15 protein-coding genes are annotated in these 19,392 nt (G+C 59.6%); 9 read left to right on the top strand and 6 right to left on the bottom strand.

Annotation, left to right across the window (positions count from 1 at the left end):
- Window positions 1-100: 100 nt before the first annotated feature.
- Window positions 101-1,246 carry a DUF1624 domain-containing protein gene (locus GM154_RS04440; protein ID WP_074822285.1) on the top strand — a complete coding sequence of 382 codons (1,146 nt, stop codon included), beginning with the start codon at window positions 101-103 and terminating at the stop codon, window positions 1,244-1,246.
- A 58-nt stretch (window positions 1,247-1,304) separates the two neighbouring features.
- Here the strand turns inward: GM154_RS04440 and GM154_RS04435 are convergent, their stop codons facing one another.
- Entirely contained in the window at window positions 1,305-1,820 is a 516-nt protein-coding gene (locus GM154_RS04435; RefSeq protein WP_219651111.1) for a dihydrofolate reductase, read from the bottom strand.
- A gap of 106 nt (window positions 1,821-1,926) precedes the next feature.
- On the opposite strand from GM154_RS04435, the gene GM154_RS04430 reads away from it, so the two are divergent.
- Window positions 1,927-3,324 carry a DUF2868 domain-containing protein gene (locus GM154_RS04430; protein WP_219651110.1) on the top strand — a complete coding sequence of 466 codons (1,398 nt, stop codon included), beginning with the start codon at window positions 1,927-1,929 and terminating at the stop codon, window positions 3,322-3,324.
- A 72-nt stretch (window positions 3,325-3,396) separates the two neighbouring features.
- Window positions 3,397-4,776: a DUF3482 domain-containing protein gene (locus GM154_RS04425; protein ID WP_219651109.1), complete on the top strand. Its 1,380-nt coding sequence runs from the start codon at window positions 3,397-3,399 to the stop codon at window positions 4,774-4,776.
- Here the strand turns inward: GM154_RS04425 and GM154_RS04420 are convergent, their stop codons facing one another.
- Window positions 4,777-5,733, bottom strand: a complete 957-nt coding sequence (locus tag GM154_RS04420; RefSeq protein WP_219651108.1) for a LysR family transcriptional regulator — start codon at window positions 5,731-5,733, stop codon at window positions 4,777-4,779. It abuts the gene before it with no gap.
- Window positions 5,734-5,896: 163 nt separating this feature from the next.
- Between GM154_RS04420 and GM154_RS04415 the strand changes: the two genes are divergently transcribed.
- Both GM154_RS04415 and GM154_RS04410 read left to right on the top strand, forming a co-directional pair.
- On the top strand, window positions 5,897-6,049 hold the full coding sequence (locus GM154_RS04415; RefSeq protein ID WP_156913089.1) for a hypothetical protein: 153 nt from the start codon (window positions 5,897-5,899) through the stop codon (window positions 6,047-6,049).
- A 64-nt stretch (window positions 6,050-6,113) separates the two neighbouring features.
- A complete protein-coding gene (locus GM154_RS04410; RefSeq protein ID WP_219651107.1) occupies window positions 6,114-8,318 on the top strand; it encodes an FUSC family protein in 2,205 nt (734 codons plus the stop codon).
- Window positions 8,319-8,381: 63 nt separating this feature from the next.
- Here GM154_RS04410 and GM154_RS04405 read toward each other — a convergent pair whose 3' ends face one another.
- Window positions 8,382-9,176: a thymidylate synthase gene (locus GM154_RS04405; RefSeq protein WP_010795651.1), complete on the bottom strand. Its 795-nt coding sequence runs from the start codon at window positions 9,174-9,176 to the stop codon at window positions 8,382-8,384.
- A gap of 386 nt (window positions 9,177-9,562) precedes the next feature.
- On the opposite strand from GM154_RS04405, the gene tkt reads away from it, so the two are divergent.
- From tkt to GM154_RS04385, 4 genes are all read left to right on the top strand, one after another.
- Entirely contained in the window at window positions 9,563-11,656 is a 2,094-nt protein-coding gene (gene tkt / locus GM154_RS04400) for a transketolase (RefSeq protein ID WP_010795652.1), read from the top strand.
- Window positions 11,656-14,478: a bifunctional transaldolase/phosoglucose isomerase gene (locus GM154_RS04395; protein WP_219651106.1), complete on the top strand. Its 2,823-nt coding sequence runs from the start codon at window positions 11,656-11,658 to the stop codon at window positions 14,476-14,478. Before tkt ends, GM154_RS04395 begins: the two co-directional genes overlap by 1 nt.
- Before the next feature lie 25 nt (window positions 14,479-14,503).
- Window positions 14,504-15,481: a phosphogluconate dehydrogenase (NAD(+)-dependent, decarboxylating) gene (gene gnd / locus GM154_RS04390; RefSeq protein ID WP_010795654.1), complete on the top strand. Its 978-nt coding sequence runs from the start codon at window positions 14,504-14,506 to the stop codon at window positions 15,479-15,481.
- A 90-nt stretch (window positions 15,482-15,571) separates the two neighbouring features.
- Window positions 15,572-16,384 carry a Cof-type HAD-IIB family hydrolase gene (locus tag GM154_RS04385; protein WP_074822261.1) on the top strand — a complete coding sequence of 271 codons (813 nt, stop codon included), beginning with the start codon at window positions 15,572-15,574 and terminating at the stop codon, window positions 16,382-16,384.
- 46 nt (window positions 16,385-16,430) lie between these two features.
- Here the strand turns inward: GM154_RS04385 and GM154_RS04380 are convergent, their stop codons facing one another.
- The 3 genes from GM154_RS04380 to potA are packed head-to-tail and all read right to left on the bottom strand — an operon-like array spanning window position 16,431 to window position 19,368.
- A complete protein-coding gene (locus GM154_RS04380; RefSeq protein WP_010795656.1) occupies window positions 16,431-17,324 on the bottom strand; it encodes an ABC transporter permease subunit in 894 nt (297 codons plus the stop codon).
- Entirely contained in the window at window positions 17,321-18,217 is an 897-nt protein-coding gene (locus GM154_RS04375) for an ABC transporter permease subunit (protein ID WP_010795657.1), read from the bottom strand. Before GM154_RS04375 ends, GM154_RS04380 begins: the two co-directional genes overlap by 4 nt.
- A complete protein-coding gene (potA, locus tag GM154_RS04370) occupies window positions 18,214-19,368 on the bottom strand; it encodes a polyamine ABC transporter ATP-binding protein (protein ID WP_219651105.1) in 1,155 nt (384 codons plus the stop codon). Before potA ends, GM154_RS04375 begins: the two co-directional genes overlap by 4 nt.
- Window positions 19,369-19,392: the final 24 nt, after the last annotated feature.

The raw sequence follows: 19,392 nt of genomic DNA, 5'->3' as shown, positions 1-19,392 counted from the left end.
AAACCGTAACCAAATGTGGCAGAACCAGGGACACACCATTGAAATAAGATAACATTACAGATCGCACTATCTGCTGATGTGTCTCATGGAACGACCTTAAATGACCTCAACGTCCCACCGCCTCAAAAGCATCGATGCCCTGCGCGGGCTCGTGATTGTATTCATGCTGCTCGATCATGTTCGCGAAACGTTCTTCCTGCATCGGCAGGTCATCGACCCCATGGATGTCGCCTCGACCTCACCTGACCTGTTCTTCAGCCGGATTGCCAGTCACCTGTGCGCACCGGTCTTCGTCTTCCTGACAGGCCTGGGTGCCTTTCTTTATGGCGCAAAGCATAATGATCGGGCTGCGGTTTCCAGCTTCCTGTTCAAGCGCGGGCTATTTTTGGTCATTCTGGAATTCACGCTGGTCAGCCTGGCCTGGACGTTCCAGTTCCCACCCAAGGTGATCTATCTGCAAGTGATCTGGGCCATTGGCCTGAGCATGATCATGCTGTCGGCACTGGTCTGGCTGCCCCGCGCAGCGCTGATCGCCATCGGCCTCGTGCTGGTAGCCGGGCACAATCTGTTGGACGGGGTGCATTTTCCGGCAGGCTCGCCCTTCCATGTCCCATGGGCGATATTGCATGACCGCGGCTGGATCGAATTGGGCGAAAGCCTGCGGCTGCGGACGTCCTATCCGCTTCTACCCTGGATTGGCGTGATTGCACTGGGCTATGCCGTAGGCCCATGGTTTACCCAGCTGAACCCGTCCGAGCGCCAGAAGCGCCTGCTAGGCTGGGGGCTTGGCGCCCTGTTGCTCTTCCTGGTATTGCGGATGATCAATGGCTATGGTCAGGCGCAGCAGTGGGTCACCGGAGAAACACCCCTGCTGACGGTGATGAGCTTTCTGAACATCACCAAGTACCCACCCTCCCTGCTGTTCCTCTCACTCACACTGGGCCTGGGCCTGTTATTACTCGTGCTGTTCGAGCGCAAGCCGGAAAACCGTCTGCTGCACTGGTTTACCGTGTTTGGCGCAGCACCGATGTTTTTCTACATCCTGCACCTGTACGTGTTAGGCGTACTGTACCGGATTGCCGTTGCCCTGTTCGGCCTCAATCAGGGAACGTACTTTGGCTTTGTTCATGTCTGGGCCTTGTGGATCAGCGCCATTGTGCTGGCCTTTGCGCTCTACTGGCCGGTTCGCTGGTTTGCCCACCTCAAGGCGCGCCGCCGCGATATCACCTGGTTGAAGTATTTCTAGAACGAAACGGGGCGCCTGATAGGCGCCCCGTTTTACAGGCAATCAACATGAGCAGCGCCTAGCGCTTGCGTTCCCACACTTCCAGCGCATATGCCGGACGGCCATCCTCGGACGGGTGCTCGTCACGCGATACCCGCTGCCACTGCTGCTCGTCCCATTCGGGGAAATACACATCCCCTTCCGGCTCCAGCGCCACACGGGTGAGGTAGAAGCGATCCGCATTAGGCAGCGCCTCGATGAAGAGCTGTGCCCCGCCGATCAGCATAACCTCACTGGCACCCTGCTCCCGGGCCCAGGACTCGGCTCGCGTCACCGCATCATCCAGCAACGTAAAGGTTTCGGCACCTTCGAGCGTCAGATCGGTCTGACGGCTGACGACCAGATTCAAACGCCCTGGCAATGGACGACCCAGCGAGTCCCAGGTCTTTCGACCCATGATCACCGGCTTGCCCAAGGTCACGGCCTTGAAGTATTTGAGTTCTGCCGGCAAGTGCCAGGGCAGACGATTTTCGTGGCCGATCACGCCATTGTCGGCGACCGCCACGATCAAGCTGAGAGGAAGTGTCTTGTTCATAGCCGCGCAGCATAGCAGAGCACAACCGCCTTGCCAGTGGCTTGCCAGTTAACACGCCGGATGCCGACCCGTTATTCTCCGCGCATCCCCAGGACGAGTTTGACGAGTGACCGAACCCACTACTGCCCCTTCCGATTCCACCCTTGATGCACTCTGGCTGACCGAAGCCGTCCGCCTGACCGAGGAAGAAGCCGGTCCGCTGGAAGACAGCGAGGCCAACCGCCGCGCGCGCGCCGCCGGCGGCAGCTTCATGCAGCGCCTGAACCTGCGCGCCCATCTGTTAGGCCAGCGTGACGGCCTTATCGAAGCCCGTCGCCACTGGCGTCAGGGTGCCACCCTCGCCTTCTGGCTGCTCGCCTTTCTGGCTGTATTGTCCGGTGCCGGCCTCGGCTTTGGCGCTCTGGGCGATGGCATGCGCCCGGTCAATGTCTTCTGGGCCTTGGGCAGTCTGTTGGGCCTGCACCTGTTGACCCTGCTGTTATGGCTGATCGGCTTTTTCGGCGGTGGACGCAACGCCAGTGTGTTGGGCCGCCTCTGGCTGTGGCTGGCCGGCAAGCTGGCCCGGGATGCTCGCGCAGCCCAGCTCGGCCCGGCACTGCTTATTCTCCTCGGTCGTCAACGGCTGGTGCGCTGGGGGCTGGGCACACTGGTGCATGGGCTCTGGCTGCTGGCCTTGAGTGCAACGCTGGGCATCCTGCTTGCCCTGCTGGCAACCCGCAGCTACAGCTTTATCTGGGAAACCACCATTCTGAGCAGCGATACCTTTGTCACCATGACTCACGCGCTGGGTGCGCTGCCTGCATTGCTGGGTTTTCCCATGCCGGATATCGAGACCATTCGTGCCAGTGGCAACGCGGCACAGGGGCTTGAGGCGGCACGTCATGCCTGGGCCGGTTGGCTGGTAGGCGTGCTGATTGTCTATGGTCTCATTCCCCGCGCGCTTCTCTTTGCCCTCTGCCTCTGGCAATGGCAACGCCGCCGCCAGCAACTGACGCTGGATATCGAGCAGCCCGGCTATGTGCTGCTGCGTGAAAAGCTGATGCCCACCACCGAGCGTCTGGGCGTCAACGACGCTGCGCCTGAGCAGCTGCCGGAGCCGTCTGCCGGTAACCTCGAAATTGCCGGTGAAAGTGCTGTGCTGGTCGCGATTGAGCTGGACAACACACAGGCCTGGCCACCCGCGCTGCCGGACACCGTGCGCAACGCCGGTGTACTGGACGACGGACAGCAGCGTCGCCGCCTGCTGGAGCAACTCACCCGTTATCCGCCCGTACGCCTGGTGATTGCCTGCGATCCCCGTCGTTCACCGGACCGAGGCACCCTGTCCCTGATCGGCGAACTGGCCCGCTGCGCAGGTACTACCCGCGTCTGGCTGCTACCCGCGCCTGCAGGCGCCCAACTGGATGCCGACCGCCTCGATGACTGGCGCCAGGGGCTCGATCGAATGGCACTTCCCCATGGAGAACGGTCTCCGCTGGAATGGTTGGAGACTGGACATGAATAAGTGGCGTTTGAGCGCGGTTGGAGTAAGCAAGGCGATGCCCAACAACGCCTGCGGCGCCTCAGGAGAACGTCCATGACCCAACCGCTCGTTCTGGCTGTCGTGGGCCATACCAATGTTGGCAAGACGTCCCTGCTGAGAACACTGACCCGCGACATCGGATTTGGCGAGGTCTCCCATCGCGCCAGTACTACGCGTCATGTAGAGGGTGTCCGGCTTTCCGTAGACGGCGAAGCCCTGATCGAACTCTACGATACGCCGGGTCTGGAAGATGCCATCGCTCTACGGGATTACCTTGACCAGCTCGAACGCCCCGGCGAGCGCTTGGATGGCCCCGCTCGCGTGGAGCGTTTCCTCGATACCGCCGAGGCCCGCAACCGCTTCGAGCAGGAGGCCAAGGTACTGCGCCAGCTGCGCAGCTCAGATGCCGGGCTCTATGTCGTCGATGCCCGCGAGCCGGTACTCGCCAAATACAAGGATGAACTGGCCGTGTTGGCCGGGTGCGGCAAGCCGCTGCTGCCCGTCTTGAACTTTGTAGCAGCCGAGCAGCATCGCGAGGAAGAATGGCGCACTGCACTGGCACGCCTTGGGCTGCATGCCCTGGTGCGCTTCGACAGTGTTGCTCCGCCTGAGGACGGCGAGCGCCGCCTATATGAAAGCCTGGCCTTACTCATCGAGCCAGCGCGCCCACGCTTGGAGCGTTTGATTGCCGATCACGAAGCCCAGGCAGTGGCACGTCAGCACAGCGCGGCACAGCTCATCGCCGAGCTGCTGATAGACGCCGCCGCATGCCGCTATGTAGTGCCGCCAGAGGACGACGCGGTAAAGGCCGCGACTCAACGCCTGCGGGACGATCTGCGTAAGCGTGAGCAGCGCTGCGTGGAGGACTTACTCAAGCTGTACGGCTTTCGCTCGGGCGATGCACGCGCCGCTGACCTTCCATTACTGGATGGCCGCTGGGGAGATGATTTATTCAACCCCGAAACCCTGCGCATTCTGGGTATCCGTCTGACCGGGGGTGTTGCTGCCGGTGCTGCGGCAGGGGCCGGTATCGACCTATTGGCGGGTGGCTTGATGCTGGGTGCTGCAACAGCGTTGGGCGCCCTGGCAGGCGGGCTGCTGCAAACCGGCGGTCATTATGGTCAACGCCTGCTCGGCAAGCTACGCGGCCAGCGGGAGCTGACCGTGGATGATGCCGTGCTGCGCTTGCTCGCCCTACGCCAGCGTCAACTGGTCAAGGCACTCGATGCCCGCGGTCACGCAGCCATGAAGGCTATCGAAGTGGAAACACCTGAGGATCAGCGCTGGCGTGAGGGCAAGCTTCCTGCTGCCCTGAATCACGCCCGCGCCCATCCGGAATGGTCTTCGCTCAACGCTTCCCACAAGCTACGAGACGCCAACCGCCGCGAGCAGATAGAAGACCTGGCCGAGCAATTGGCGCAGCAGACTGATTAATCACCAGGCGCTGACCGGGCCTTCTTCATACAGCCGCTTCACAGCCTGCTCGTCGGCCTTTAGAAGCCCCGGCAAGGTATCGCGCAGGAAGTCCACCAGCGTCCGGATCTTTGCATCCAGGTACTGGCGAGAGGGATACAACGCATAGACGTTAAGCGGGTACAGGCTGTGGTGTGGCAGGACCTGCTGCAGCGTCCCGTCCTTGAGCCCCTTGACGGCGGCATAGATCGGCAGCGCCCCGATGCCCATGCCAGAAGCAATGGCCTCCATCAGGGCATCCGCCGTGTTGACCTGAAACAGGGTCTGGTCAATTGTTACCAGCTCCTCGCCTTTTGGGCCTTGGAACAACCATTTATCCAGTGACATAGCCTTGTTCACCAAGCGCAGACAACGGTGTTGACGCAAGGCAGCCGTCGTCTGGGGGGTGCCGTATTTTTCCAGGTAAGCCGGCGATGCGCACAGAATGCTATGAGTACTGCCCAGTCGCTTGGAAAAGTAGCCTGAATCCTTAAGCTGGGAGGCCAGGATCACGGAGACGTCGTAGCCGTCCTCCAGGATATCGGTAAACGTGTTGGTCAGCCGCAGGTCGAAGTTCACCTCAGGGTATTGCTCGCAGTAACGGGCAATCGTCTTGATCAGGTAATGCTGACCCAAGCCGGTCATGGTATGAACCTTGAGTTTGCCCACCGGATGCGCATGGGCATGGCTGGCTTCGGCCTCCGCCTCCTGAATGTAGGCGAAGATCTGTTGGCAACGCTGTAGGTAACGTTCCCCCGCCTCGGTCAGCGCGATCCGACGGGTAGTGCGGTGAAGTAAACGGGTTTGAAGGTGTGTTTCCAGATTGGTGACCGCCTTGGAAACGTAGGCGGTGGTAAGCTCAAGGCGTTGGGCCGCCGCAGTAAAGCTGCCGGCTTCCACAACACACATGAAAGCACGCATGTTAAAGAGATTGTCCATCGTACTCCTCTCAGAGCGGCAAATTCTGGCACAACTCCCTACCCTTTGATTACTCGCTTTACAGTTAATAATCCTTCACGATTTTCCTGCTTATTCCCGCCACCCTGCTCTACATAGAATGGATAGCGCTCGTCTGAGCTAGTGACTGTTTGAGTAGGCCACCGTGCTGCAACTGTTTCGGAAAACGCTTCCGCTTCCCGCTCCGCCTTATCTGATCGTAACGCCCCTGTCAGCCAGTCTGTTCAGGCCGCTGTCTCGTCTGTTCAAGAAGATCTTGCCGCCGCTTCACGGTCAGTGCGCTATCGCCCTGCGCTGACTGCAACGCTGTTCTTCACCCTGACCGATTCACTCCGTGCGCCCTTTGAGCGTCGAGGTTACCGTTGCGCGCTATTTCTCTTGCCAGTCGATTACCGAGCCGCTCGGCCTGGCACCGTGCCCTGCTGGAATGGGCCCGTACCGATGGCATTACCTGGGCCTTCATTTTCAAGGCGCTGCTGACAGCACTGATTGCACTCTGGCTGGCCTACCGGTTGCAGCTGCCCCAACCCAGTACGGTACTGGTCACCGTCTTTATCGTCATGCAGCCCCAAAGCGGACAGGTGCTGGCCAAGAGTTTCTATCGCATCATCGGAACGCTGGTCGGCCTGAGCGTCATGGTGCTGTTCATTGCCCTCTTCGCCCAGGAACGGATCCTGCTGCTCGGCTCGCTGGCCATGTGGGTAGGCCTGTGTACGGCGGGCGCTGCACGTTATCGCGACTTTCGCGGTTATGCCTTTCTACTGGCCGGGTACACCGCCAGCCTGATCGGCTTGCCAGCCACGAGCCATCCGGAAAATGCCTTTATGCAGGCCCTGTGGCGTGTACTGGAGATTGGCCTGGGCATCTGCTGCACCGGTGCAGTCAGCGCTATCGTCCTGCCGCAGACGACCCGCACCGTGCTGCGCAATACGCTTTCCCTGCGCTTTCGTGACTTCGCCCGCATGGCCCATGAGGGTCTGAGCGGCACGTTGACCCGCGAACAGTTCGAAACCCTGGCGGCACGCTTTGCGGCCGAGTCCGTAGGCTTTGAAAGCCTGCGCAGCGCCAGTGCGTTCGAAGACCCACACCTGCGTCAGCGCAGCGGTCGGCTGGCCAACCTGGGCAGCCAGTTCATGCAGCTCAACACCCGCTTCCATGCCTTGAACCAACTGCTGACCCGGATCCGCCAGCGCCCGCTCCTGCTGGACGCCTTCTCGCCTTGCCTTTCGGAGATCACCACATTGCTTGCACCGTTCGGGGAGCGGCTGACCACCGAGACTGACGCGGCCCGTCTGGCAGAAAAGCTCGCGCTACACCGTGAGCCGCTGATGCAGTCTATTCGCGAGGGCCGTACGCAGCTTCAGAATCAACAGGTTGGAGACGGCGACCTGCTGGACTTCAACACGGCCGCCGAACTGCTCTACCGCTTTGCCGAAGACCTCTACAGCTACTGCCTGGCCTATGCCACCCTGAACGGTCCCAAGCCACCCAAGACGCCGCCCCCGGAAAGCTTCACCCCCGTGGCCAACCCCATGGCAGCGGCCATTTCCGGTATACGCAGTGCCCTCGTGGTTCTCGTGCTGGGGCTGTTCTGGATCGAAACGTCCTGGCCCAGCGGTGATACCTGTGCGCTGGCAGCCGTCCTGATCTCGGCGCTTTCATCTACTTCGCCCAACCCACGCCGTTACTGCCTGCAATTAGCCGTCGGGACATTGGCCGGCTCGTTGGCCGGCTTTTTTCTGGTGTTCTGGGTGCTGCCCCAACTGGATGGCTTTCCCCTGTTGTTCTACGCGCTGTCGCCGGTGTTTGCCATTGGCGCGTTTTTCATCACCCGTCCCCAGTGGGCGGGTTACGGCACAGGGCTGATGGTGTGGTTCTGCTCGGCGGCCTTGCCGGCCAACGTCACACTGTATGACGCCAACACCTTCTTCAACCAGTACCTGTCCTATCTGATCGCCGCCTTTATTGCCGCGGTCGCCGCTGCGGTGCTCATGCCGCCCAATCGCCCATGGCTATGGGGACGTCTCGAGCAGGATTTACGCATGCGGGTCGTCTATGCCATCAGCGGCAAGCTCAAGGGGTTGGCATCAGGCTTCGATAGCAGTACCCGCGATCTGCTCAACCAGGCCTATGTACTTTCCACCGGCCATACCGCCGTGCAACGCCAGCTTCTGCGTTGGATGTTCCTGTCATTGGAAATTGGTCATGCCATCATTGAGCTGCGCTACGAACAGGAAAACCTGCCCCTGCACCCCTGTTATCAGGAATCGAGACCCTGGCGACAGGCTATTCGCATCATGGGACGCGCCCTGATCCGCCTGTTCGTGCAACCCAGCCCCAAGCATATGGAGCGGGCCTTGTCGGCAGTAGAACACGCCATCGAGACGGCTCAGGCCGCCCAGATTCATCAGGAGCCTAACTCGGGTCAGTTCGAACGCTCGCCGCTGCGCCGCGTGTGCAGTTACCTGCACTTCATCCGAACTTCGCTGCTGGACCCTAACTCGCCATTGAGCAAGCATAACCGAGGCTTCACGCAGACACGTGCCACGCGGCTGGATGAGCTGTAAGTCGAGCGGATGAACAGTTTCAGACCGGAATGCCCTACCCAGGCAGGGCGTTCCGGTGGCGTATCAAACAGCGACGGGTGCCTTGATGTGGGGGTGGGATTCGTAGCCGACCAGCTCGAAGTCATCGAACGTGAACTCGAACAGGTCTTTGACCGCTGGGTTGAGCTTCATGGTAGGCAGGGGCAGCGGCTCGCGGGTCAGTTGCAGGTCCGTCTGCTCCAGATGGTTGGCGTACAGGTGGCTGTCACCGCCCGTCCAGATGAACTCGCCCGGCTCGTAACCCGTGACCTGCGCCACCATCATGGTCAGCAGCGCGTAGCTGGCAATATTGAAAGGCACACCCAGGAAAATGTCCGCCGAGCGCTGGTAGAGCTGGCAGGAGAGCTTGCCATCTGCCACATAGAACTGGAACAGCGCATGGCACGGCGGCAGGGCCATCTCATCCACCAGAGCAGGATTCCAGGCGGAGACGATCAACCGGCGCGAGTCGGGATTCTTCTTGATCATCTCGATAACGTTGGCGATCTGGTCGATATGACGGCCATCCGGCGCGGGCCAGCTCCGCCATTGATAACCGTAGACCGGGCCAAGGTCACCGTTCTCATCGGCCCACTCATCCCAGATGGAAACGCCGTTTTCCTTGAGGTAGGCGATATTGGTCGAGCCTTTGAGAAACCACAGCAGCTCATGAATGATGGAACGCAGGTGCAGCTTCTTGGTGGTGACCATGGGAAAACCATCGGCCAGGTTGAAGCGCATCTGATAGCCGAACACGCTGTAGGTGCCGGTGCCGGTGCGGTCGCTTTTGAAGGTGCCGTGCTCACGCACGTGTCGCATCAGGTCTAGGTACTGTTTCATGCTGGGCTCGGTGCGGCGCCCCGAAGGGCGCGGGAGAAAAGTCAGCGCCTATGATAACGAAGCTGGCTGTTTGGATCACGTGCCCGGTCGTCGCGTGTAGGCCTGATACCTTTAAAGACCTTCAACGCACTCTCTCGCAAAATAAGAGGAACAAACGCCCGCCTGAAAGCTCACACCTCCTAGTACTGTTCCGTCGCATGCGAATCAGCTGTCGAGAAGTAGCTTAACGCCAGCCTATCGGCCGGATCGCCAGCCCAGGCCCTGCGCCTGGATAACCCGCATGCCCGGTCAGCCGAGCTGCTGTCCTTGCCTATCGCCTGCACCATGACGAGCCGCGAGACGGCATCCCGGCCATTCGCTTCCACGCTCCAATCGAGGAATCCGCAATGTGCTCTGCCAACACCACTTTTTCCAACGACCCCAACATCGAGCGTGACCAGCTGTGCGTGAACACCATACGCACCCTTTCCATGGACGCCGTGCAGAAGGCCAACTCAGGCCACCCAGGCACGCCCATGGCCCTGGCACCTGTGGCGTATACCTTGTGGAGCAAGTACCTGCGCTACCACCCTGAGCATCCGGACTGGCCCAACCGCGATCGCTTTGTGCTGTCTGTAGGTCATGCGTCAATGCTGTTGTATTCGCTGCTGCATCTGGCCGGTGTGACCGAGATCGACGAGCATGGCCAGCCCTCCGGCAACCCGGCCGTCAGCCTGGATGACATCAAGCAGTTCCGTCAGATGGATTCGAAGACGCCCGGCCACCCCGAATACCGCATGACTACCGGCGTAGAAACCACTACCGGCCCGCTGGGCCAGGGGTGTGCTAACAGCGTTGGCATGGCGATGGCCCAACGCTGGCTCGGACAGCGCTTCAACCGTGACGGCGCTACCCTCTTCGATTACAACGTCTACGTGCTATGTGGCGATGGCGACATGATGGAGGGCGTCAGCGGTGAAGCGGCTTCGGTAGCCGGGCACCTGAAGCTGTCCAACCTGTGCTGGATCTACGACAACAACACCATCAGTATCGAGGGCCACACGGACCTGACATTCAGCGAAGACGTTGGCGCACGTTTCAAGGGTTATGGTTGGAACGTGGTCCATGTCAAGGACGCCAACGACGCCCTGACCTTTGGCCAGGCCATCGAGTTTTTCCAGGCCCATGACGATGCGCCAACCCTGATCATCGTCGACAGCATCATTGGTTATGGTGCACCCAACAAGCACAACACCGCCGCCGCCCATGGCGAACCACTGGGCGCTGATGAAATCCGCCTCGCCAAGAAATCCTATGACTGGCCTGAAGACGCTGACTTCCTGGTGCCGGACGATGCACGAACCTGGCTGCGCGACCAGATGGTTGAGCGCGGGCAAAGCCAATACGAGCAATGGCAGGCAGCGCTGAAAACGCTTGAGCAGCAGGAGCCTACCCTTGTAGACGAGCTCAACCGCATGCGCGCCGGTCAGATGCCTGAAGGCTGGATGGATGCACTTCCAGAGTTCGAAGCCAACGCCAAGGGCGTGGCAACCCGTGAATCCGGTGGCAAGGCACTCAACGCCTTCGCCAGCAAGATCCCGTGGCTGATCGGCGGTTCAGCGGACTTGGCGCCCTCTACCAAGACCAAGCTGACCTTTGACGGCGCTGGAAGCTTCTCAGCGCAGACACCCGCCGGTCGCAACCTCCACTATGGCGTACGTGAACACGCGATGGGCGCTATCGCCAACGGCCTTGCCCTCTGCTACCTGCGCTCCTTTACGGCGACGTTCCTGGTGTTCAGCGACTACATGAAGCCGCCGATTCGCCTGGCCTCGATCATGGAGCTGCCCGTGGTGTTCGTCTTTACCCATGACTCCATCGGTGTTGGCGAAGACGGGCCTACTCACCAGCCTATCGAACAACTGGCCCAGCTCAGGGCAACTCCTGGTCTTCTGACCCTGCGTCCCGGTGATGCCAACGAAGCCGTCCAGGCTTGGAAGGTTGCGCTCGAGCAGACCAACCGCCCCTCCTGCATCGTCCTCTCCCGCCAGCCCATGCCGACGCTTGACCGCACCCGCTACGCCTCGGCGGAAGGTACGGCGCGTGGTGCGTATGTCGTGGCGGATGCCGAAAACGGCAAGCCGGATGTCATTATCATGGGTACCGGCAGTGAGGTCGGCCTGTGTGTCGAGGCTTATGAGCAGCTCAAAGCAAACGGTATAGCGGCGCGTGTCGTCTCCATGCCGTGTTGGGAGCTGTTCGAGCAGCAGGATGAAGCCTACAAAGAAAGCGTGCTGCCTGATGACGTAACCGGTCGGGTTGCCGTCGAGCAGGCTGGCCCGATGGGGTGGGAGCGTTACGTAGGCCGCAAGGGCGCCATGGTCGTCATGAACAGCTTTGGTGCCTCTGCACCGATCGGCAAGCTACAGGCGAAGTACGGCTTTACCGTTGAAAATGTTGTCAAACTGGCCACTGAACAGGCGAACGCCGGGAGGTCATGATGAGCAGCCTCTTGCGAGAGTTGGGTATGGCCGGTCAGGCCGTCTGGCTGGATTTCGTCAGTCGGGAATTTTTGCGCAAGGGTGAGCTGCAGACGCTCATTGAGCGGGATGGCCTGACCGGCGTTACCTCCAACCCATCCATCTTCGAAAAGGCCATGGGACACGGTACGGATTACGATGAATCGCTAGAGCGCTTCCTCAACCGTGCCGATGCCTCACCGGTCGATGTATATGAATATCTGGCGGTCGAAGACATTCAACAGGCCGCCGACATCCTGCGGCCTGTCTATGACCGTTTAAACGGCAAGGACGGCTACGTCAGCCTGGAGGTATCGCCTTATCTGGCCATGGATACCGAGTCCACCCTGATAGAGGCACGTCGACTCTGGAAAGCTGTCGATCGACCGAACCTGATGGTCAAGGTGCCTGGTACCGAAGCGGGCGCAGCAGCTATCCAGCAACTGATTGCCGAAGGGATCAGCGTCAACGTGACACTGCTGTTTTCCCGGGAATCCTATCGTGCTGTTGCCGAGGCCTACATGGCTGGGCTGGAGGCGCGTATTCAGGCCGGAGTAGACATCAGCCGCATAGCCAGTGTTGCCAGCTTTTTCATCAGCCGGATCGATTCGGAAATCGAGAAAAAGATCGATGAACAGCTGAAAGCCGGGAATGACGACGCAACGCTCAAGTCCCTCAAGGGTCGGGTTGCCATTGCCAACGCCAAACTGGCCTATGCTGATTATCAGGCCATGATAGCCAGCGAACGTTGGCAAGCCCTGGTCGCCAAGGGCGCTCAACCTCAGCGACTGCTATGGGCCTCTACCGGCACCAAGAACCCTGACTACCCCGATACACTGTACGTCGATGAGCTGATCGGACCGGACACCGTCAATACCATGCCGCCCAAGACCATGGATGCTTTTCGTGATCATGGCACGGTGAAGCAAACCCTCACTACAGGGTTGGATGAAGCCCGCGCCACACTCGAAGCCACCGAGCGGTTCGGGCTGGATCTGCCGGGCATAACGACAGACTTGGTAAAGGCAGGCGCCAAACTTTTCTCCGATGCAGCTGACGATCTGCTCGGTGCTGTGGGTGCCAAGCGCGTCAAATTGCTGGCCGGCAAACTCAACCAAGCCAAGTTCAGTCTGCCAGAAGACCTGTCCCAAGCCGTCGAGCAGCAGCTTGAGCAGGCCCGCCGCGAGGGTTGGTCACGTCGGCTATGGCAAATGGATGCTTCCCTCTGGACCGGTCAGGACGAAGCGAAATGGGGCGGCTGGTTGAAAGCCGCTACTGAGCCGCATATCAACACCTCCGCTCTGGTCATACTGGAGCAATCGCTCAAAGCCGAAGGCTATACCACCGCCGTTCTACTGGGCATGGGTGGCTCCAGCCTGGGACCGGAAGTGCTGGCGAAAACGCTGGGCAACACACCTGAAGGCCTGCGCCTGCTGGTGTTGGACTCTACCGATCCGGCTCAAATTGCCGCCGTGGAGCAGTCCATTGATTATGCCTGCACGGTCTTTCTGGTATCGAGCAAGTCCGGCTCGACCCTGGAACCTGAAATTCTCAACGCTTACTTTTTCGACGCTGCCTGCAAAGCGCTCGGTGAGGATCAGGCCAGCCATCATTTCATTGCTATTACCGATCCCGGCTCCAAGCTCGAGGTCAGCGCCAAGGCGCAGGGCTATCGCACCCTCTTCTATGGCGATCCGACCATTGGCGGGCGTTACTCGGTGCTCTCGGCCTTTGGGCTCGTACCGCTGAGCCTGCTTGGACACGATGTAGACAGCCTGTTCGAGATTACCCGCTCCATGGTGCTGGCGTGCGATCCCAGTGCACCGCCTGCGATCAATCCGGGCGTTTATCTAGGTGTGGTCATGGGTGAAGCCGTCAAGGCCGGGCGGGACAAGCTGACTCTGTTCGCCTCGCCCCAGATCGCTAGTATCGGTGCCTGGCTTGAGCAACTGCTGGCTGAGTCCACAGGCAAACAAGACAAAGGCATCATTCCGGTCGACCTGGAGCCCCCGGCTGACCCCTCCCATTACGGTGATGATCGCTTGTTCGTCTATCTGCGTGCAAATAACGACGGCAGCGAACTGGATGCCCAGGTCGAGGCATTGGAAAAAGCCGGCCAGCCTGTAATCCGCATAAGCCTGATGCGGCCTGACCTTATCGGTCAGGAATTTTTCCGCTGGGAAGTGGCTACCGCCATTGCAGGCGCCGTGATAGGCATCAATCCTTTCGATCAGCCTGACGTCGAGGCCAGCAAGGTCAAAACGCGCGTGTTAACCGATGAGTATGAAAAAACCGGACAGCTTTCCAGCGGAAATCCCTTCTTTACCGATGGCGAGCTGGTGTTCTACAGCGATTCCCCCCTGAGCGGCGACTCGGCCGAGCAGGTACTTCGGGAGCATTTTGCTCGCCTCAATCCGGGCGATTACGCTGCCGTGCTTGCCTATATCGAGCGTAACGCCGCCCACGAGACCTTGATGACGCGGCTGCGGACCCTGCTACGGGATCGTTACCGTGTCGCCACCGTTGGCGGCTTCGGCCCCCGTTTTCTACACTCCACAGGCCAAGCCTACAAAGGGGGGCCAAATAGCGGGGTTTTCCTGCAGATTACCGCCGAACCCCAGCAGGATCTGGCCATTCCCGGACGCAAGGTAAGCTTCGGCATCGTCGAAGCCGCTCAGGCACAAGGGGACCTTTCCGTGCTCGCCGAGCGAGGTCGTCGACATTTACGTATTCACATTCAGCACGGCAATAGCGAAGCAGGGCTGCAACGTATCGTACAATTAGTCGAGGCGGCTATCGCCTGACGTAAAAGCTCGTGGAGGCAACAACATGCAACTTGGCATTATCGGACTGGGCCGGATGGGCGGAAACATTGCCCGCAGGCTGATGAAAAACGGGCACGAGGTCTTCGCATACGACCGCAGCGCCGACTCCATCGAGACGCTGGCCAAAGAAGGCGCCAAAGCAACAACCGGTCTTGAGGACATGATCCAGCAGATGGCTAAGCCACGCGCGCTATGGGTCATGCTTCCGGCGGGTGACCCGACCGAACAGACCATCAACACCCTGGGCCAGATGCTGGAGCCGGGCGACACCATCATTGATGGTGGCAATACTTACTACAAGGACGACCTGCGCCGCGCCAAGGCGCTGGCCGAGAAAGGTATCCACTACCTCGACGTAGGCACCTCTGGAGGCGTCTGGGGCCTTGAGCGCGGCTACTGCATGATGATTGGCGGCGACAAGGAAACCGTGGACCGCCTGGATCCCATCTTCGACACCCTGGCCCCTGGCTATGGCGACATCGAGCGCACCCGTGGCCGCAACGCCCCGGACGAGCGTGCCGAGCGTGGCTATATCCATGCAGGCCCGGCTGGTTCCGGTCACTTTGTGAAGATGATTCACAACGGTATCGAATACGGCATGATGCAGGCGTACGCCGAAGGCTTTGACATTCTCAAGATGCGCGGCTCCGAAAATGTACCGGAAGAAGAACGCCTGCAATTGGATTTGGCAGACATCGCCGAAGTATGGCGCCGTGGCAGTGTCGTTTCCTCCTGGCTTCTGGACCTGACCGCTCAGGCACTGGCTCAGGATGTGGAGCTGGAGAAATTCAGCGGATTCGTGTCCGACAGTGGTGAAGGTCGCTGGACCATCGAGGCCGCTATCGAGGAAGCCGTACCTGCCCCGGTACTGACGTCCGCACTGTATGCCCGTTTCCGCTCACGCCAGAAGGCGACCTATGGCGACAAGCTCCTGTCGGCCATGCGCTTCGGCTTTGGTGGGCACGTAGAAATCCCGCAGTAACGCTTTCCGAGCAGGCTTGGAGGTAGCGCATCGAGGCGTACCTCCAGGCAGCCTGTCGCTCTTTTCTACTATGGCTCGACAGGAACGATAATGACGAACCACCCGTATCAACTCATGCTGTCGGATGTCGATGGCACCCTTTTGCGTACCGACAAGCAATTAAACCAAGCCACGATCGAGGCCGTACAGCGCCTGCGTGAGGCTGGAATCAACTTTACGCTGGTCAGCAGTCGCCCGCCACGGGCCATGCATTGGCTGATCGAAGCGCTTGATCTTACCCTCCCCGTCGGCGCCTTCAACGGCGGCACCCTGCTCAAGCCGGATGGCACGCTCTTGCAGGCACACCGTATACCCCGGAATGCCGTGGACAGCGTGTTTGAGCAGCTTGAGGACGAAGACCTGGATATCTGGCTATTCGCCGATAATGAATGGATCATTGCCAATCCAGACAACCACTACATCGGCCATGAGAAAAGAGCCCTGGGCTATGATCCGCTGATCGTCGACCGCTTTGACGACTACCTTGACCGGGTCGACAAGCTGGTAGCTGTCAGTAAGAACCATGATCGCCTCGCCAGCCTGCAACCCGAGCTGGATCAGAAGCTGGGGCAATACGCCCACACCGTACGCTCCCAACCCTACTATCTGGATATTACAGCCGCCCAGGCCAGCAAAGGCCATGCGCTAGTGGCACTGGCGGAGCATCTGAGCATTCCGCTCACGCGTACCGTCGCCATTGGAGACGGTGAAAACGATATTTCAATGTTCAAGAAAGCCGGGCTCTCCATTGCCATGGGACAAGCCGAGGAAGACGTCAAGGCTCATGCCATGCAGATCACCGCCGAAACCGACAGGAACGGTCTGGCCGAGGCCATACACCGATTCATTCTGGCAACAGGCTGATCCACCCCAGGCATAAAAAAAGCCACCTTTCGGTGGCTTTCTTGTATCAGCTATTGGTAGGCGGCGCGGTGAAACGCTCAACGTCCCGCTCATTGGCAGTTTCCGTCACCGTCGACTCCATGGCCTCCTTCAACCCCTGCAGCCGCTTCTTCTCAGCCCGACGCGTGAAATACCACGCGAGGAAGGTAAACAGCGAGACCGCCAGCAGAATCAGGCTGGCAATGGCATTGATCTCCGGCTTCACACCCAGGCGCACAGCGGAGAACACCTCCATTGGCAAGGTGGTTGAGCCAGGGCCGGACACGAAGCTTGCAAGCACCAGATCATCCAGCGATAGCGCAAAGGACATCATTCCACCCGCTGCCAGAGAAGGCGCAATCATCGGGATGGTGATCAGCATGAACACCTTCCAGGGACGCGCACCCAGGTCCATGGCAGCTTCCTCGATAGACAGGTCCAACTCGCGCAGACGCGCCGACACGACTACCGCTACGTAAGACGCGCAAAAGCTGGTATGGGCGATCCAGATCGTGACGACACCCCGATCCTGCGGCCAGCCGATGAACTGTGCCATGGAAACGAACAGGAGCAGCAGCGACAGACCGGTAATCACCTCAGGCATGACCAGCGGTGCAGTGACCAGACCGCCAAACACCGTACGCCCGCGAAAGCGAGGAATACGCGTCAGCACGAACGCCGCCAGCGTTCCCAGGATGACCGAGGAAATCGCCGTGTAGAACGCGATTTCCAGGGAGCGCCCTACGGCGCCCATGAGCTGGTTGTTGTCCAGAAGCCCTGCATACCAGTGCACCGACCAGCCGCCCCAGACAGTCACCAGACGCGAGGCGTTGAACGAATAGATCACCAGGATGACCATCGGCAGGTAGATGAACAACAGGCCCAACACCAACATCAGATTTGTGAACTTCAGGCTTCTCATAGCTTGCCCTCCAGTTCCTTCGCCTGGTTCCTGTTGAACAGGACAATAGGCACGATGAGGATGATCAGCATGACCACCGCCAAAGCCGAAGCCACCGGCCAGTCGCGGTTATTGAAGAATTCCTGCCACAACACACGGCCAATCATGAGCGTTTCCGGCCCGCCCAGCAGTTCCGGAATCACGAACTCGCCTACTGCGGGAATGAAGACCAGCATGCAGCCCGCGATAATGCCGTTCTTGGACAACGGCACCGTGATACGCCAGAAGCTGGTAAAACGACTCGCTCCCAGGTCGGATGCCGCCTCCAGCAGTGTCAGATCGTGCTTCACCAGATTGGCGAACAGCGGCAGGATCATGAACGGCAGGTAGGAATACACAATCCCCAGATATACCGCAAAGTTGGTGTTGAGCAGACGCAGCGGCTCGTGAATCACACCAATGAACATCAGGAATTCGTTGATCAGGCCGTTGGTGGACAGAAGCCCCATCCAGGCATAGACCCGGATCAGAATGGCCGTCCAGGTCGGCATCATGATCAGGAGAAGCAATACCGTCTGCACATCCTTGCGCGCCCGAGCGATGGCATAGGCCATCGGATATCCAATCAGAAGACAGATCAGCGTACTAATGCCAGCGATCTTGAGTGAGCCAAGGTACGCGTCCAGGTATAGCGGATCGTCCGTGAACATCAGGTAATTCCCGAAATTCAGGGCAATATCCAGCTGCTGGTCGGCATAGGTCAGCAGTTCGGTATAGGGTGGAATCGCGACGTCCGCAATGGCGAAACTGATCTTCAGCACAATGGCGAACGGCAGCAGGAAGAACAGGAACAGCCACACGAACGGGACGCCAATAACCAGGCGGCGGCCGTCGAACAGTTTCTTCAGACTCATGATTGCAGTACCACGCCGCTGTCATCTTCCCAGTACACCACTACCGGATCGTCCCACGTCGGGCGTTTGCCCAGGCGCACGGCGTTGGCGATGAAGCACTGGACCAGTTGCCCGGACTCCAGCTTGATGTAATACACCGAATGCCCGCCCAGATAGGCGATGTCATGCACGGTCCCGCGTAGCCAGTTGTAATTGGGGTGTTCATGGTCTTCCGGCAGGCGGCTGGCCATCAGGAGCTTTTCCGGGCGAATCGCATAGGTCACGCGCTTGTCTTCAGCGCGGGTGCTAATCCCGTGGCCCACGTAGATATGCCGCTCGAGCTGCGGCGAGGCAATGATGGCGTGATCCGCATCGTCCTCGATCAGTTCACCGTCGAACAGGTTCACGTTGCCGATGAACTCACAGACCAGGCGGCTGGCCGGCGTTTCATAGATGTCCATCGGGCTGCCCACCTGAGCGATCCAGCCCAGGTGCATGATCGCGATGCGCTGAGCCATGGTCATGGCTTCTTCCTGGTCGTGCGTCACCATTACACAGGTCACGCCCACGCGCTCGATGATCTCCACCAGCTCCAGCTGCATCTGCGAACGCAGTTTCTTGTCGAGCGCCCCCATCGGCTCGTCGAGCAACAGAAGCTTGGGCCGCTTGGCCAGTGAGCGCGCCAGGGCCACCCGCTGACGCTGCCCACCAGAGAGCTGATGCGGTTTACGCTTGGCATACTGTGTCATGTGCACCAGCTTGAGCATTTCGGCCACGCGCTGGTTGATCTCTTCTCTGGGCAGCCTGTCCTGCTTCAAGCCGAACGCAATGTTCTGCTCGACCGTCATGTGCGGGAACAAGGCATAGGACTGGAACATCATGTTGATCGGCCGGTCATACGGCGGAATATTGGTGATGTCCTGCCCGTCCAGGAAGATCCTTCCCTCGGTGGGTTGCTCAAACCCCGCCAGCATGCGCAGCAGCGTGGATTTACCAGAACCGGAGCCACCAAGCAGCGCAAAGATCTCGCCTTTGTTGATGGTCAGTGAAACATCATCAACTGCCACCGTTTCATCGAATTTCTTGGTTACCCGATCGATCTTCACCAGCACTTCTTTGGTCTGCTGAACACCGGTCACGGCTTTTTTAAAGGCACCGGAGGCTATCGCCATTATTTACTCCCCAGGGGTCTTGAA

The sequence above is a fragment of the Pseudomonas sp. MAG002Y genome (genome assembly GCF_019400845.1).
Lineage (GTDB): Bacteria > Pseudomonadota > Gammaproteobacteria > Pseudomonadales > Pseudomonadaceae > Chryseomonas > Chryseomonas luteola.
The sequence above is the reverse complement of the archived record's forward strand: the minus strand, read 5'-3'. Positions and strand labels throughout refer to the sequence as shown.

What these genes read in the sequence shown, in the direction of transcription:
- potA (WP_219651105.1), bottom strand. Translation starts at nt 19,368, where the DNA reads ATGGCGATAGCCTCCGGTGCCTTTAAAAAAGCCGTGACCGGTGTTCAG.
- GM154_RS04420 (WP_219651108.1), bottom strand. Translation starts at nt 5,733, where the DNA reads ATGGACAATCTCTTTAACATGCGTGCTTTCATGTGTGTTGTGGAAGCC.
- GM154_RS04440 (WP_074822285.1), top strand. Translation starts at nt 101, where the DNA reads ATGACCTCAACGTCCCACCGCCTCAAAAGCATCGATGCCCTGCGCGGG.
- GM154_RS04405 (WP_010795651.1), bottom strand. Translation starts at nt 9,176, where the DNA reads ATGAAACAGTACCTAGACCTGATGCGACACGTGCGTGAGCACGGCACC.
- GM154_RS04395 (WP_219651106.1), top strand. Translation starts at nt 11,656, where the DNA reads ATGAGCAGCCTCTTGCGAGAGTTGGGTATGGCCGGTCAGGCCGTCTGG.
- gnd (WP_010795654.1), top strand. Translation starts at nt 14,504, where the DNA reads ATGCAACTTGGCATTATCGGACTGGGCCGGATGGGCGGAAACATTGCC.
- GM154_RS04435 (WP_219651111.1), bottom strand. Translation starts at nt 1,820, where the DNA reads ATGAACAAGACACTTCCTCTCAGCTTGATCGTGGCGGTCGCCGACAAT.
- GM154_RS04375 (WP_010795657.1), bottom strand. Translation starts at nt 18,217, where the DNA reads ATGAGTCTGAAGAAACTGTTCGACGGCCGCCGCCTGGTTATTGGCGTC.
- GM154_RS04385 (WP_074822261.1), top strand. Translation starts at nt 15,572, where the DNA reads ATGACGAACCACCCGTATCAACTCATGCTGTCGGATGTCGATGGCACC.
- GM154_RS04380 (WP_010795656.1), bottom strand. Translation starts at nt 17,324, where the DNA reads ATGAGAAGCCTGAAGTTCACAAATCTGATGTTGGTGTTGGGCCTGTTG.
- GM154_RS04425 (WP_219651109.1), top strand. Translation starts at nt 3,397, where the DNA reads ATGACCCAACCGCTCGTTCTGGCTGTCGTGGGCCATACCAATGTTGGC.
- tkt (WP_010795652.1), top strand. Translation starts at nt 9,563, where the DNA reads ATGTGCTCTGCCAACACCACTTTTTCCAACGACCCCAACATCGAGCGT.